This window comes from Methylobacterium gossipiicola (assembly GCF_900113485.1).
GTDB classification, from domain to species: Bacteria; Pseudomonadota; Alphaproteobacteria; order Rhizobiales; family Beijerinckiaceae; genus Methylobacterium; species Methylobacterium gossipiicola.
Map to the genome: position 1 here is coordinate 339,423 of NZ_FOPM01000001.1, position 14,408 is coordinate 353,830.

The 14,408-nt window shown below is 69.4% G+C and carries 11 protein-coding genes; 7 read left to right on the top strand and 4 right to left on the bottom strand.

All coding sequences use genetic code 11. The features are described 5' to 3' along the window. Nucleotides 1-232 precede the first annotated feature (232 nt). A complete protein-coding gene (gene clpB, locus BM249_RS01495; protein ID WP_091968235.1) occupies nucleotides 233-2,860 on the top strand; it encodes an ATP-dependent chaperone ClpB in 2,628 nt (875 codons plus the stop codon). 193 nt (nucleotides 2,861-3,053) lie between these two features. Next, nucleotides 3,054-3,431 carry a hypothetical protein gene (locus tag BM249_RS01500; protein WP_091968238.1) on the top strand — a complete coding sequence of 126 codons (378 nt, stop codon included), beginning with the start codon at nucleotides 3,054-3,056 and terminating at the stop codon, nucleotides 3,429-3,431. A 3-nt stretch (nucleotides 3,432-3,434) separates the two neighbouring features. Here BM249_RS01500 and BM249_RS01505 read toward each other — a convergent pair whose 3' ends face one another. Together BM249_RS01505 and BM249_RS01510 are read right to left on the bottom strand one after the other, a co-directional pair. Next, entirely contained in the window at nucleotides 3,435-4,169 is a 735-nt protein-coding gene (locus tag BM249_RS01505) for a M48 family metallopeptidase (RefSeq protein ID WP_091968241.1), read from the bottom strand. A 69-nt stretch (nucleotides 4,170-4,238) separates the two neighbouring features. Beyond that, on the bottom strand, nucleotides 4,239-5,507 hold the full coding sequence (locus BM249_RS01510; protein WP_091968244.1) for a polyhydroxyalkanoate depolymerase: 1,269 nt from the start codon (nucleotides 5,505-5,507) through the stop codon (nucleotides 4,239-4,241). 294 nt (nucleotides 5,508-5,801) lie between these two features. Between BM249_RS01510 and BM249_RS01515 the strand changes: the two genes are divergently transcribed. From BM249_RS01515 to purQ, 5 genes are all read left to right on the top strand, one after another. Continuing rightward, a complete protein-coding gene (locus BM249_RS01515; RefSeq protein WP_091968247.1) occupies nucleotides 5,802-7,196 on the top strand; it encodes an ActS/PrrB/RegB family redox-sensitive histidine kinase in 1,395 nt (464 codons plus the stop codon). 44 nt (nucleotides 7,197-7,240) lie between these two features. Beyond that, complete coding sequence (locus BM249_RS01520) at nucleotides 7,241-7,843, top strand: ActR/PrrA/RegA family redox response regulator transcription factor (RefSeq protein WP_091968249.1); 603 nt, start codon at nucleotides 7,241-7,243, stop codon at nucleotides 7,841-7,843. Nucleotides 7,844-7,946: 103 nt separating this feature from the next. After that, the gene (locus BM249_RS01525; protein WP_091968252.1) at nucleotides 7,947-8,186 is read left to right on the top strand and encodes a hypothetical protein; all 240 of its coding nucleotides are present in this window, start codon (nucleotides 7,947-7,949) and stop codon (nucleotides 8,184-8,186) included. A gap of 83 nt (nucleotides 8,187-8,269) precedes the next feature. Further along, nucleotides 8,270-8,509 carry a phosphoribosylformylglycinamidine synthase subunit PurS gene (gene purS, locus BM249_RS01530; protein WP_056097174.1) on the top strand — a complete coding sequence of 80 codons (240 nt, stop codon included), beginning with the start codon at nucleotides 8,270-8,272 and terminating at the stop codon, nucleotides 8,507-8,509. Continuing rightward, nucleotides 8,509-9,189, top strand: a complete 681-nt coding sequence (gene purQ, locus BM249_RS01535; protein ID WP_091968254.1) for a phosphoribosylformylglycinamidine synthase subunit PurQ — start codon at nucleotides 8,509-8,511, stop codon at nucleotides 9,187-9,189. The genes purS and purQ overlap by 1 nt, the downstream gene beginning before the upstream one ends. Nucleotides 9,190-9,460: 271 nt before the next feature. On the opposite strand, the gene BM249_RS01540 is transcribed toward purQ, so the two are convergent. Together BM249_RS01540 and BM249_RS01545 are read right to left on the bottom strand one after the other, a co-directional pair. Next, nucleotides 9,461-12,013 carry an ABC transporter ATP-binding protein gene (locus BM249_RS01540; RefSeq protein ID WP_091968257.1) on the bottom strand — a complete coding sequence of 851 codons (2,553 nt, stop codon included), beginning with the start codon at nucleotides 12,011-12,013 and terminating at the stop codon, nucleotides 9,461-9,463. Nucleotides 12,014-12,106: 93 nt separating this feature from the next. Beyond that, on the bottom strand, nucleotides 12,107-13,666 hold the full coding sequence (locus BM249_RS01545; protein ID WP_091968260.1) for a cryptochrome/photolyase family protein: 1,560 nt from the start codon (nucleotides 13,664-13,666) through the stop codon (nucleotides 12,107-12,109). Nucleotides 13,667-14,408: the final 742 nt, after the last annotated feature.

The following is a 14,408-nucleotide window of genomic DNA, read 5'->3' on the forward strand; positions in this document are numbered from 1 at the left end:
ACCGGGCGCCGTGCAAGACATCCCTTCACCCCTCCCCAAACATCCGCGATCACATCCCTCCGGGGCCTTGTGGTGCGAAATTGCAACACCACATCCGGTTCACCGGCGACCATCGTGGTGCCGGGGTTCCCGCGGCGGAGTTCGAGAAACTTGAACCGGGGAACGACGTTTCGGCGAGGCCGTGCTGCATTGTGCGGGCGGGACCGCGCCGGACCGGAAAGGTGGGACAACGATGAATTTCGAGATCTATACCGAACGCGCCCGTGGCTTCGTCCAGTCGGCCCAGACCCTGGCCATGCGCGAAGGCCACCCGCAATTGCAGCCCGGACACCTCCTCAAGGTGCTGCTCGACGACCCCGAGGGCCTGTGCGCCGGTCTCATCGACCGGGCCGGCGGGCAATCGCGCGTAGCGTTGGCGCAGGTCGAAACCTGGCTCGGCAAGCAGCCGAAGGTGTCGGGCAATTCTTCTCAGCCTCAGGCGACGCGCGAACTCGTGCGCTTGTTCGACACCGCCGAGAAGGCCGCCGAGAAGGCGGGCGATTCCTACGTCACCGTGGAGCGCCTGCTGCTGGCCCTCGCCGTGGAGAAGGACACGGAGGCCGGAAAGGCGCTCGCCGCCGCCGGTGTGACTCCGGCTTCCCTCAACGCGGCCATCAATGCCCTCCGCAAGGGCCGCACCGCCGACAACGCCACGGCGGAGAACGCCTATGACGCCCTGAAGAAATACGCCCGCGACCTGACGGAGGCGGCCCGCGAGGGCAAGCTCGATCCGGTGATCGGCCGCGACGAAGAGATTCGGCGCACGATCCAGGTTCTGTCGCGGCGGACCAAGAACAATCCCGTCCTCATCGGCGAACCGGGTGTGGGCAAGACCGCGATCATCGAGGGGCTGGCCCTGCGCATCGTCGACGGCGACGTGCCGGAAAGCCTGAAGGAGAAGTCGCTCCTCGCCCTCGACATGGGCGCCCTCATCGCGGGCGCGAAATACCGCGGTGAATTCGAGGAGCGCCTGAAGGGCGTGCTCTCCGAGGTCACGGCGGCCGAGGGCGGCATCATCCTGTTCATCGACGAGATGCACACCCTCGTGGGTGCGGGCAAGGCGGATGGGGCCATGGATGCCTCCAACCTCCTGAAGCCCGCCCTCGCGCGCGGCGAGCTGCACTGCGTCGGCGCGACCACGCTGGACGAGTACCGCAAGCACGTCGAGAAGGACGCGGCCCTGGCCCGTCGCTTCCAGCCGGTCTTCGTGTCGGAGCCCACCGTCGAGGACACGGTGTCGATCCTGCGCGGCATCAAGGAGAAGTACGAGCAGCATCACGGGGTGCGCATCCAGGATGCGGCTCTCGTTGCCGCCGCCACCCTGTCGAACCGCTACATCACCGACCGTTTCCTGCCGGACAAGGCCATCGACCTCATGGACGAGGCCGGGTCGCGCCTGCGGATGCAGGTCGATTCGAAGCCCGAGGAACTCGACAACCTCGACCGTGAGATCGTGCGCCGGAAGATCGAGGGCGAGGCCCTGAAGAAGGAGACCGATACGGCCTCCCGCGACCGCCTCGTGCGGTTGGAGAAGGAGCTCGCCGACCTTGAGGAGCAATCCGCCGCCATCACGTCGCGTTGGAAGGCCGAGAAGGATAAGCTCGGGGCGGCCGCCGACTTGAAGAAGCGCCTCGACGAGGCCCGCACGGAACTCGCCAACGCCCAGCGCCAGGGCCAGTATCAGCGCGCCGGCGAACTCGCCTATGGGGTGGTGCCGGGTCTGGAGAAACAGCTCGCCGAGATCGAGGCCGCGGCGGAAGCGGCCGTCGACCGCGACGGCATGGTCGAAGAGGCGGTGACGCCGGCCCATATTGCCGGGGTCGTCTCGCGCTGGACCGGCGTGCCCGTGGACAAGATGCTGGAGGGCGAGCGCGAGAAGCTGCTGGCCATGGAGACGGCGCTCGCCAAGCGCGTCGTCGGCCAGCGCGAAGCCGTGGAGGCGGTGGCCACCGCCGTGCGCCGGGCCCGCGCCGGCCTGCAGGACCCGAACCGGCCCATCGGCTCGTTCATGTTCCTCGGGCCGACGGGTGTCGGCAAGACCGAGCTGACCAAGGCGCTCGCCGGCTTCCTGTTCGACGACGAGACGGCTTTGGTTCGCATCGACATGTCCGAGTACATGGAGAAGCACGCGGTGGCCCGCCTCATCGGCGCGCCTCCGGGCTATGTCGGCTACGAGGAGGGCGGGGCGCTCACCGAGGCGGTGCGGCGCCGGCCGTATCAGGTCGTGCTGTTCGACGAGGTCGAGAAGGCGCATCCGGACGTGTTCAACGTTCTCCTGCAGGTGCTCGACGACGGGCGCCTGACGGACGGGCAGGGGCGCACGGTGGATTTCCGCAACACCCTCCTCATCATGACCTCGAACCTCGGTTCGGAATTTCTCGTCAATCAAAGCGAGGGCGACGAGACGGGGGCCGTGCGCGACGAGGTGATGGGGGTGGTGCGCCACCACTTCCGGCCGGAATTCCTGAACCGGATCGACGAGATCATCCTGTTCCACCGCCTCAAGCGGTCGGAGATGGGTGCCATCGTCGATATCCAGCTCGGGCGGCTTCAGAAGCTCCTCGACGAGCGCAAGATCACCCTGGCGGTGGAGCCGGAGGCCCGCGACTGGCTCGCCGACAAGGGCTACGACCCGGCCTACGGGGCGCGGCCCCTGAAGCGGGTGATCCAGAAGGCCGTGCAGGACCGTCTGGCCGAACAACTCCTGTCGGGGGCGATCCACGACGGCGAGACCGTGCCGGTGCGGATCGGCCCCCTCGGCCTCGCCGTCGGCGACACCCTCGCGGCCGAGACCCGTCCGCAGAGCTTGCTGCTGAACTGAACGCACGGGCCGTCGCAGCAGGCGGCGGCCCGACCGATCCCTGGACGATCCGTCGTCCCGATCCATATGGCAGAGGTTTTCTCGGCCTATCCGGTCGAAGCCTCGTGGGGGAACCGCCACTCCCGCGACAGGGTATCGCCGGATGCGCTCAAGCCTTAAGCCTGACGGCCATACCGCAACACGGACGAATACCATGCGTTTCCGCACCCTTCCCGCGTTTCTGTTCCTGATGGGCGTCGCGCCGGCCTGTGCGGGGCCGCTGCCCGTCGACGAGACCACCTATGTCGAGCACTCGCTGAACCGCGACGGTCCCCTCGTCGTCGAGCACCGGCCCATCGCCCGAACCCCCGGCGGGCGCCGTGGCGGCTCGTCCGCCGAACTCGCCGGCTTCTGTCATGAGGGCGGCATCATCCGCCGTCGCGACGAGTTCGGCCAGCCGGTGATCCTGCGCCAGCGCGAAGTCTGCGACAGCGTCGCGCCCCGGACCCTCGCGCCGGGCCAGGTCGATGCCCGCCCGACCTGGCCCCGGGAGCGGACGGTCAACCGCCGTATCCTGCGCGTCAAGGGCTGAGGATCAGCCGTAGCGGTGCAGGCTGGCGCCGTTGCGCTTGAGCCAGTGTTCGGCCTCGTCGACGTTGGGGCAGATGGAGCCGACGAGGCTCCAGAAGCGCGCGGAGTGGTTCATCTCCCGCAGGTGCGCCATTTCGTGGGCGACGAGGTAGTCGAGCACCACCGGCGGGGCCAGGATGAGGCGCCAGGAAAAGTTCAGGGCGCCCTGCGCCGTGCAGGAGCCCCAGCGGCTCCTCGTGTCGCGTACGGTGATCCGCGTCGGCGTCTGGCCGATGGCGGCGGCGTAGGTCTTCACCGCCGCCGTGAGGTCGCGACGGGCCTCGCGTTCGAGACAGTCGCCGACGCGCCGGGCGATGTGCGGCGCCTCGCAGGCCACCGAGATCACGCCCTCGTTCGTCCCCGTTTCGATCCGCGTCAGGCCGCCCGTGGTGGCGCGGTGCACGATCCGGTGGGGCACGCCCCGCAGGGGCAGGATCGCGCCGGCCTCGAAGGCGACCCGCTCGGGCAGCTTCGCCAACCGCATGGCGATCCAGCCGCCATGCGCGACGGCGAATTTCTGGGCCACGGCCAGGGACGTCCGGGCCGGCAGGGTCATCACCACCTCGCCCGTCGCACTCGACACCCGCAGGGTCAGCCGACGCGCCGTCGGCCGCCGCCGCAAGGCCACGCGGAACGTCGCGTCCTCATGGACGACGTCGAGATGATCCGGGTCCGGCCCGCGCAGCAGGGCTAATCGCATGGCGTCAGCTTAGCGAGGCCGCCGCCGCGCCGCCATCGGGTCCGACGGAAATGCTGGGGGTGTACCGGATCAGACCGCCGACCCCTCGACGGCGGCGGGCCGGGCCTGCATGGACCGGATGAACGCGGCGATGCGGGGGGCGATCACCGTGCGGTACCGGGAGCCGTTGAACACCCCGTAATGGCCAACCCCCTGCTGCAGGTGATAGCCCTTGCGCTCGGCGGGGAGATTCGGCGTCAGGTCGAGGGCTGCCTTGGTCTGGCCGACGCCGGAGATGTCGTCGTTCTCGCCCTCGATGGCGAGGATCGCGCAGGTGCGAATCGCGCCGAGATCGACGGGCTCGCCCCCGTGCATCATGGTCCCCTTGGGCAGGGCATGGTCGACGAACACGGTCTTGACCGTCTGAAGGTAGAATTCCGCGGTGAGGTCCATCACCGCGAGGTACTCGTCGTAGAACTCCCGGTGTTTCTCGGCGGAATCCCCGTCGCCCTTCACGAGATGGTCGAACATTTCCGCGTGGGCGTTGACGTGGCGGTCGAGGTTCATCGCCATGAATCCCGACAGCTGGAAGAAGCCCGGATAGACGCTGCGCCAGGCGCCCGGATACCCCGCCGGCACCGTCGTGATGCAATTGCGCTCGAACCACTGCGTGCCGCGCTCCTGCGCGAGGCAGTTCACGGCGGTGGGCGAACGCCGGGTGTCGATGGGGCCGCCCATGAGCGTCATGGAGGTCGGAACGGCGGCGTGACCGCGGGCCTCCATCACCGCGATGGCGGCGAGCACCGGGACGGCGGGTTGGCACACGGCCATGACGTGCAGATCCGGCCCCAGGGCCGAGAACAGCTCGATGAGGTAGTCAATATACGTGTCGAGGTCGAAGCGCCCGGCTGCGAGGGGCACCATGCGGGCATCCATCCAATCGGTGATGAACACCTGATGGTTCGGCAGCATCGCCTCCACGGTGCCGCGCAACAGGGTGGCGTAGTGCCCCGACATGGGGGCGACGATGAGGAGTTTCGGCTGCGCCTCCCCCGGTCCGCGCACGAAGCCCCGATCGAAGGTGATGGCCCGGCAGAACGGGCGTTCCCACACCACGCGCTCGCTCACCGGCACGCTGGTGCCGTCGATCCAGGTGCCGTCGAGGCCGAAGGTCGGCTTGGCGTAGCGCCGGGTCATGCGCTCGAACATCTCGCAGGCGGCCGCCATGCTGCGGGCATAGGGACCGTACGCGAGGGGATTGGCCGGGTTCTCTAAACTGTGCTTGATCATGTCGGCGGCGACCCGCGCCGGCGTCGTCATGATCCGGGCCGTCTCGTACCAGTAATAGGCTAGATTCACGGTTGCCTCCCCCTGTTCGAGGCGGCGCGACCGGCCCGGGTCGGAGGGCGCGGCGCACGCACATCGCGCTTGGTCCCACGGGCCAAGCTTGTCCTCGACTTAGGGCATAACCCCTAACGGCAAGGGTTCGCACTGACGTTTCGAGCCAATGGTCACCAAGCTCCCATCCGCGCGCCGGTCCCGATCCGTAGGGTGCGGTTTCGAACGGTCCGTGCGGCGCGATCCGGTTGCGGGCGAAACGATCGCCCGTGATGGGATGGACGTCCGCGCGCGGAGCCCTATCGTTCCCGGGACATGAAGGACATCGTCACCGACAGCTTCGTGCGCGACGCACGCCATCTGCGCCTCGACACGTTCGTGCGCCTGCGTTGGCTGGCGATCACCGGCCAGAGCGCGGCCGTGGTCGGCGCCCAGTTCGGCCTCGGTCTGCCGCTTCCATTCGGCTGGTGCTTCCTCGTCATCGCCGCTTCGTCGTGGCTGAACCTCGCCCTGCGGATTCGGTTTCCGGCGAGTTACCGCCTGAGTGACGACTCAGCGGCCCTGCTGCTGGCCTTCGACATCATCCAGCTCGCCGCCCTGCTGTTCCTCACGGGCGGTTTGCAGAACCCGTTCTCGCTCCTGTTCCTCGCCCCCGTGCTGATTTCGGCGACGGCGCTGCCGCCCGAGCGGACCCTGGCCCTCGGCCTCCTCGCCATCGGTCTGGCGACCCTGCTGGCCCTGATCCACCGGCCGCTGCCCTGGTTCGCCGACGGGCGCCTCGAACTCCCCTTCCTCTACATTTCCGGGGTGTGGACCGCGATCCTCCTCGGCACCGCCTTCACGGGCGTCTACGCCTGGAAGGTCGCGGAGGAGACCCGGCTCCTCGCCCAGGCCCTGGCCGCCACGGAACTGGTGCTCGCCCGCGAGCAGCACCTATCGCAGCTCGACGGTCTCGCGGCGGCGGCGGCGCACGAACTCGGCACGCCCCTCGGCACCATCATGGTGGTCACGAAGGAGCTCAGCCGCCAACTCGCCCCCACGGCCTCGCCCGGGGTGCGGGAGGATCTGGCCCTCCTACGCGATCAGGTCGACCGCTGTCGCGGCATCCTGTCCAAGCTCACTTCCCTCGACGGCGACGGGGGAGGCTTCCTCCAGACCGTGAGCCTGAACCACCTCGTCGAGGAACTCGTCGCCCCCCAGCGCGCCATGGGCATCCAACTCGACGTCACGAGCCGGGGGGAGGGCCCCGAACCGTCGTGCCGCCGCAACCCCGGCGTGCTGTTCGGGCTCGCCAACATCGTCGACAACGCCGTCGATTTCGCCAAAACCCGCGTCGTCATCGAGGCTCGCTGGACTTACGAACAGGTTTGGCTCGAGATCCGCGACGATGGCGAGGGGTTCTCCGGCGAGGTGCTCCTGCGTGCCGGCGAGCCCTACGTGACCACCCGCGGCGCCGATCGCGTCCGCTCGGGCGAAACGAGCGGCGCCGGCCTCGGCCTCGGCCTGTTCATCGCGAAAACCCTCATCGAGCGTTCCGGCGCGCAGCTCACCCTGTCCAACGCCTCCGGCTCCGCCGCCACGGGCGCCGTCGTGCGCGTGTCCTGGCCCCGCCAAGCTTTCGAGCGTGGTGTCACGGCGGTCCGCCATGCACAGAATGGAGAGGTGCAGACCCCTGATCAGGACCGTTCCAATGCCTATATGAACACATGAAGGTCACGTGAAGACAGCACATTGAAATCAGGGAGACGCGTTGCATGTTGACGCAAACCGGAACGACGGCGCCCGGCGCCGACATCATGTCCCTTAGTGAGAACGACCCGCTGACAGCGTTCGCCGATCGCAGTTTGCTCATCGTCGACGATGACAAGCCTTTTTCGACGCGTTTGGCGCGCGCCATGGAGATGCGCGGCTACGAAGTCCATGTCGCCGAGAGCGTGGCGGAAGGCGTTTCCATGGTCGATGCGCGGGCGCCCGCCTTCGCGGTCATCGACATGCGTCTGGGCGACGGCAACGGTCTCGATGTCATCGCCCGCCTCAAGGAGAAGCGTCCCGAGGCGAGGGGCGTGATCCTGACCGGCTACGGCAACATCGCCACGGCGGTGACGGCGGTAAAGCTCGGGGCGTTCGATTATCTCGCCAAGCCGGCGGATGCCGACGAGATCCACGGCACCCTCATGGCCCAGCCGGGCGAGCGGGCCGACCCGCCGGAGAATCCCATGTCGGCGGACCGGGTGCGCTGGGAGCACATCCAGCGGGTCTACGAGTTGTGTAGCCGCAACGTCTCGGAGACGGCGCGGCGCCTCAACATGCACCGCCGCACCCTGCAGCGCATCCTCGCCAAGCGGGCGCCGCGCTGACTCGGCCATCCAGCGAAGTTGCGCGGTCCCGCCGGATCGCGCTACGTCGCGGAACCGCTCGTCCGGACTGGCGCGCGGTGACGGAACGACAAGCGAGACGCCAGTGAACACGCGCAATCTCATCACGATCGTCAGCATGATGGTGCTGGTGGGGACGGAAGTATTCGCCGTCGCCATCGCGGCCGGCTGGGCGCTCGCCGGCATCTTCGAACTCGGCGACACCGTCGGTCACGTCCTGATGGCCGTGTTCAGCCTCTTCGCCGCCTGGGTGATGCTGCAATTGTGGCGGCGCGCCACCAGCATCGAGCCCCTGCGCACCGGGCCTGTTTCCGCGCGTCGCTAGATCGACGGTCCGGTCCGCGTTGCCAGGGCGGCGTTTCCCCATTATCGCGGGGGCGCCCCGCCACGCGCAGCCGAGTTCAGTCCATGAAAGCACGCATCATCGTCACCCTGAAGACCGGCGTACTCGATCCGCAGGGCAAGGCGATCGAGGCGGCTCTCACGTCCTTCGGCCTATCCGGCGTCGACGGCGTGCGCCAGGGCAAGGTGTTCGACGTGGAGATCGCGGGCGACGACCGCGCGGCGGCCGAAGCCACCCTGAAGGCCGCTTGCGAAAAGCTGCTCGCCAACACGGTGGTCGAGAACTACGCGATCGAGATCGCCTGATGCGCGCCGCCATCGTCGTCTTTCCGGGCTCCAACCGCGACGCGGACGTGGCCCGCGCCCTCACCCAGGCCGGGGCCGAAGTGGTGAAGGTCTGGCACGCCGATACCGAATTGCCGGCCGGGACCGATCTTGCCGTCCTGCCGGGCGGCTTTTCCTATGGTGACTACCTGCGCTGCGGCGCCATCGCGGGCCGGGCCGCGGCCATGGATGCCGTGCGCGCCCACGCGGCGCGGGGCGGCCTCGTGCTGGGCATCTGCAACGGCTTCCAGATCCTGTGTGAATCCGGGCTTCTGCCCGGCGTGCTCATGCGAAACGTCGACCGCCGCTTCATCTGCCACCGGCAATTGCTGCGGGTCGAGCGCGCCGATACCCGCTTCACCACGGCCTACACCCCGAATCAGGTCATCGACGTGTGTGTCGCGCACGGCGAGGGCAACTACTTCGCCGATGCCGAGACCATCGCGCGCCTCGAAGGCGAGGGCCGGGTGGCGTTCCGCTATTGCGACGCCTCCGGGGCGCTGACGGTGGACGCGAACCGAAACGGATCCCTCAACTCCATCGCGGGCATCTATTCGGACAAGCTCAACGTGCTCGGCCTGATGCCCCACCCGGAAAACTTCGTCGAGGATCTCGTCGGCGGCACGGATGGGCGCGGCCTGTTCGCGAGCCTCGCGGCGTAGGCTTCCTCCGAACGCCGTTCGATTCCGTCGGCCCGGCGGAGTCCGATCGTCCGCGAAAGCCGCGTGGGCTTTGGCTATGGTGGCGGCCTCGATCGCTCGGAGTCCTTATTCGACGAGCCGGGCTTCGCGGGGCCGCCTTCCCTGCGGGAGGCCCATCATCGCGGCGCCCGGCCTCGGTCCTCGCGCAGGGTAGAAGTGTCCCCCACGAAACACCCGCCGCACCCTCGCCCCAGGGCGAGAACCGTCCAGGGCGGGACTTGTGTGAGGCACGCTAAGCCGCCACCACGGTGTTGCGCTCCACCCGCAGCACCGCATCGAACGGCGTGGCCTCGTCCAGGACAGCGGCATCGGGCAGGCAGACGATGAGGCCCCGCCCGGCGCGCGCAGCCCTCAGGGCCGCGAGGCGGGGGCGGATCTCCTCGACCTTCCGGTCCTCCAAGGCGATGGCCACCACGGCGATATCGGGCTGGCGCACGAGGCAGCGGGCGAGGTCGATGGCGACGCGCTCGCGCGGGCCGATGGCGTTCTCCCCCAAACTCGCGCCGCCGCCGCCGAGGCCCGGCTCCACCCGGCTGTCGAGGCCGAGGCGATAGACGGCGGGCTCCAGACCCTCATCGGCCAGAACTTGCCGAACGAGGGCACGCACCCGCGCCTCGGCGCCGGCTTCCTCGCCGTTGATGCGCCCGAACAGGAGATTCTCTTCCAGGCTCGCGGCGGCCGTGAGGGTCGCTGGATCGTAGAACTCGATGCTGCCCCGGAGCGATGGCGGCAGCATCCGGGCGAAGGCATGGCGCGCGGCCACGATGCGCGTCTCGAAGGCGGCGTCGACGAGGCCGAGGCGGTGACGCGTCTCGCTGTAGCGCAGCGCCAGACCGATGAGGCGCTTGCGGTCGCGCTGCCCCGCCGGGCCGCGCCGCCACGCCTTCGCCTCGGGCATCCGCGCGACGAGATCCTCGAAGAAACCGCGCTCCGAGGCTGGGAACAGCGAGAAGGCGTCGAAGAGCGGATGGTCGTCGGGGAGGTCCGCGAAGATCTCGCCGAGGCTGCGCGCGACCTGGAGACCGACTTCGGCGAGGGGCCGTGTCAGGTCCTCGGCCTCCAGCACGGCGCGGAGGTAGGGATGCGCGGCGATGCGCTCCGGCGCGAAGGCCGGCCCGACCGCCTCGCCGAACAGGATGTTCTCGCCCACCGTGGCCTGATGGTTGTAGCGGCCGGGATCGAACGGTTCGACGAGGCGCCCGGCCTTGTCGGCGGCCAGCGCCGCACGGACGGCGTGACGGGCCGCCACCACGGCGCGGGCGAGGCCCGGCTCGGCGCTGGGATCGACGGTTCCCTCCAGGCCGCGCGCGTACACGATGGCGTCGAGGCCGGTGACGGCGAGGATGGGCAGGAGGTCGTCCGTTTCACCCGTCCCGGATTGCCGGGATGCGGCGCCGTACAGGATGTTCTGGCGCAGGGACCCTTCGACGAGAATCGCCTCGGCCCCGGCGAGGGCGATGCGGCCCGCCCGCTCCTCGGGCTCGAACGCCCGCAGATCGATGCCGCCGTAAGTGACGGAGCCGGCGGTGGGCTCGAGCTGGCCGGCGAGCAAAGCCGCGAGCGCCCGACCGCCGCCGCCGCGCTCGCCGAGGATCGCCACGTGGCCCGGCATCGCCACGGCGAGGTCTACGGCGCCGAGGCGTTCGCCCGTCGCCGGATCGTAGGCGCCGACGCCGTGGGCTTCGAGGGTCCCGACCTCCGGAAAGGCGGCGAGGCGGGCCGGGCGCGCGGGGCCGCGCCCCTCCAGGGCCGGCAGGGCCTGGGCGATGCTCCGGAAGATCGGTGCCACCTCGCGGTGGATCGTGCGCAGGTGCAGGGCGACGGCGAGCGCCACCACCGCGAGGGCAAAGCCGCCGCCCGTCGCCACGAGGGCGCCGGGCGCCACGGGCGCGCCGTTGTCGCCCTGCCAGAGGGCGTCGGCGACGACGATGGCCGGCAGCAGGATGGCGAGGGCCACGGAGGGCGCGCGAGCATAGGCGAGGGCGGCCTCGGCGCGTGCCAGGGCGGCCCGGGCCGCTTCGCCCTTGGCGGCGAGGCGGGTGCGCTCGAAGCTGGCGGCCCCATGCGCCCGCACGGCCGGCATCCGGCGGATGAGGTCGGTGAGCGCCCGCTCGAACGTGGCACCGGAGCGCAGGCGCAGGGCCGAACGGGCCTGCATCCGCCCCTGGATCAGGGCGCGGGCGAGGCCGGCGGCGGCGATTCCCACGGCCACCGTGGGCACGAGGCGCGGCGCGGCGAGCCAGGCGAGGCCGAGGGCCAGGAGGGTGCTGCCGAGGGCGAGGGCGGGGACGACGAGACCGAGGCCGAACAGGGTGTCGATCCGGGCGAGGAGATCGCCGACGCCCTGCGACAGGGCGCGGGCGTCGTCGCGGGCAGCGGGCGGCGCGCGCAGGATCGTGTCGGTGACGTGGGCATTGAGGCGCTCCACCGTCCGGCTCTGGGCGAGGAAGCACAGGCGGGCGACGCCCCAGGCGAGGGCCGCCGCCGCCACCGCCGTACCGGACAGGAGCAGGAACGCCAGGCGCGCCCGCTCGGCCGCCGGATAGGCCCAGCCTTCGAGGAGCACGAACGGCTCCGATCCGGCCGGCCGCCACGGCAGGGCGGCGGCGACGCGCAGGAAGGCGTCGGCATGGTCCGGGGCCGCGGCCAGCACCCCGACGAGGTCGCGCAGGCACAGGAGAGCGAGGAGTGCGAGGGGGCCGCCGAGCCCCAGGGTCAGGGCGAGGGCGAGACCATGCTCAGTCGGCGCGGATCGCCAGGTGAAGACGATCGGCTCGCGGTCCATCGGCATCCTTCGCGTCGTGCCCCGCGCGCCGGGGCTCGCCCAGGGCTTAGGGGATCGGACGGACCGATGAAAGCGTGGGCGCGCACCCGGCGGTCACGGCGCAGGCGGGGTCATGGTGGCGGGGTACCCCGTGGGCAAGCCGTCGAGGAAGCGGTCGGCCCGGGCGACGATGCCATCCTTGCGCGCCTGATCCCACGCAGCCAGGGTGCGGTACGGCATCGCGAGGCGCGGATTGCGCGACAGGGCGCGGGCGTTGCGAATGAGGAAGGCCCAGTACAGATCGTTGAACGGGCAGGCGCGCGGGCCTTGCTTGACCTTGGGGCTGTAGGCGCAGCCGCCACAGTAATCCGACATCCGGTCGATATAGGCGCCCCCGGCGGCGTAGGGCTTCGATGACATCAGCCCGCCATCGGCGAACAGAGCCATGCCGTGGACGTTGGGGAGCTCGACCCATTCATAGGCGTCGGCATAGACCACGAGGTACCATTCCTCGATCTCGGCCGGGCGGATGCCGGCCAGTAGCGCGAAATTGCCCGTGACCATGAGGCGGTTGATGTGGTGGGCGTACGCCTGTCGCTTCGTATCCGTGATGGCCTGATGCAGGCAGTTCATCGCGGTCTCGCCCGTCCAATAGAAGGTCGGCAGACCCCGTGTCGCCGCGAGGGCGTTGGTCTCGGCATAACCCGGCATCCGCAGCCAATAGACCCCACGGATGAACTCGCGCCAGCCGAGGATCTGCCGCACGAACCCCTCGATAGCGTTGAGGGGCACGGTTCCGCCCTCGAAGGCTTCGAGGGCGCGATCCACCACCTCGCGGGCCGTGAGGAGGCCGGCATTGAGATAGGGCGACAGGGTGGCGTGATAGAGGAACGGCGCCCCCGTCCGCATGGCGTCCTGATAATCGCCGAAGGACGGCAGGCAGTGGACCGCGAAATCCTCAAGGGCCGCCAGGGCGTCGGCGCGGGTAACGCCCCAGCCGAAATCGTCGAGATCGCCGAAATGCCCGGGGAAGCGCGTGGCGACGAGGTCCATGACCGCGCGGGTCACGGCGTCGGGCGCGAATCGCAGGCGCTGGGGCGGCGCTCGGTCCGCCGGCCAGGGCTTGCGGTTGTCCGCATCGAAGTTCCAGCGGCCGCCGAGGGGCGCATCCCCCTCCATCAGCACGCCGGTGCGGGCACGCCAGGTGCGGTAGAAGGCCTCCATGCGGTAGCTCGTCTTGCCCCGACCCCAGGCGGCGAAGTCGTTGCGCGAGCAGTAGAAGCGCGTGTCGGGCCGGATGGCGACGGGGATGTTGAGCTGCCGGCGCCAGCCTTCCATGGCGGCGAGCACCCGCCACTCGCCCGGCTCCGTGACCACGACGGCATCGGGCAGATGGCGGCGCGCCGCCCGCTCGAGTTCACCCGTGAATGAGCCGGTGTTGTCGGGATCGTCGAGGCGCACGTAATCGACGCGGATGCCCTCCGCCCGCAGGCTTTCCGCGAAATGGCGCATGGCCGCCAGCACCAACACGATTTTCTGCTTGTGGTGCGGGACGTAGGTCGCCTCCTCCATGACCTCGACCATCAGGACCGTGTCGGCGTCGTGATCGAGGTCGTCGAGGGTGGGGATCGTCCGGCTCAGCTGGTCGCCGAGGATGAAACGCAGCGTCGACATGGCGGGCACCGAAGGAGAAGAATCCCGTCCTAACGGTCCGGGCCATTTCGGGAACGGGCGATGGCGTCGCACGCTCGTGGTCCGCGTTCGCGACGCCTGTGCTCAGCCCGTTGCGCCGGATGGCACACGCGACGGCGTTCGGAACGAAGGGACTGGGCTTCCACGTCGCCGGTCCGAAGCCATCCCGGCTCAAGCCGCTAGGCGCGGATCGCAGTTTTCGTCGTTCCCGAAAGGGGAGGGGACTTTCTGCCTTTCGATCTCCAATCCCAGAAATCCAACGGCAGAACCGATAACACCGGCGGATCACTCGTGAACCGTGGCGCCGTCGGAGTGTGCCACCTTCCCCGTCATCCCGGAGCTGCGCCGAAGAACCCGGGATACGGACCCGGCAACATCCCCCTGCGGGGCGGATCGGTGAATTGGTTTTGCTCGATCCACACATAGCCGAGAGGGGAGGGGGCCTGCGGGGGGCACAACCATGTCTGGCCAGACCACGGATCACCTTTCCCTGTGAATTCAGCGTCTTACGCCCGCCCGTCACGGAACCTTCTCGGAAATAGCATCGGTTCGTCATTTGGGCGTTGACGGGCCGGGATTGGGCCTCTAGAAGCCTGTTCATCGGCGGCGGCCAGCGGGTCTTTCGGGACTGGCGGGGCGGGTTGGCCGGTCATCTCGGAGATGTTGCGGATGGATGATCCGGCCTTGGCTGGATGGTCCGCTGTTTTTGTCTCTTGGATGCTGT

Bases quoted from the DNA above. Each gene is read 5' to 3' on its own strand.
- BM249_RS01540 (WP_091968257.1), bottom strand. From the start codon at position 12,013: ATGGACCGCGAGCCGATCGTCTTCACCTGGCGATCCGCGCCGACTGAG.
- BM249_RS01520 (WP_091968249.1), top strand. From the start codon at position 7,241: ATGTTGACGCAAACCGGAACGACGGCGCCCGGCGCCGACATCATGTCC.
- BM249_RS01500 (WP_091968238.1), top strand. From the start codon at position 3,054: ATGCGTTTCCGCACCCTTCCCGCGTTTCTGTTCCTGATGGGCGTCGCG.
- BM249_RS01515 (WP_091968247.1), top strand. From the start codon at position 5,802: ATGAAGGACATCGTCACCGACAGCTTCGTGCGCGACGCACGCCATCTG.
- BM249_RS01545 (WP_091968260.1), bottom strand. From the start codon at position 13,666: ATGTCGACGCTGCGTTTCATCCTCGGCGACCAGCTGAGCCGGACGATC.
- clpB (WP_091968235.1), top strand. From the start codon at position 233: ATGAATTTCGAGATCTATACCGAACGCGCCCGTGGCTTCGTCCAGTCG.
- purS (WP_056097174.1), top strand. From the start codon at position 8,270: ATGAAAGCACGCATCATCGTCACCCTGAAGACCGGCGTACTCGATCCG.
- purQ (WP_091968254.1), top strand. From the start codon at position 8,509: ATGCGCGCCGCCATCGTCGTCTTTCCGGGCTCCAACCGCGACGCGGAC.
- BM249_RS01505 (WP_091968241.1), bottom strand. From the start codon at position 4,169: ATGCGATTAGCCCTGCTGCGCGGGCCGGACCCGGATCATCTCGACGTC.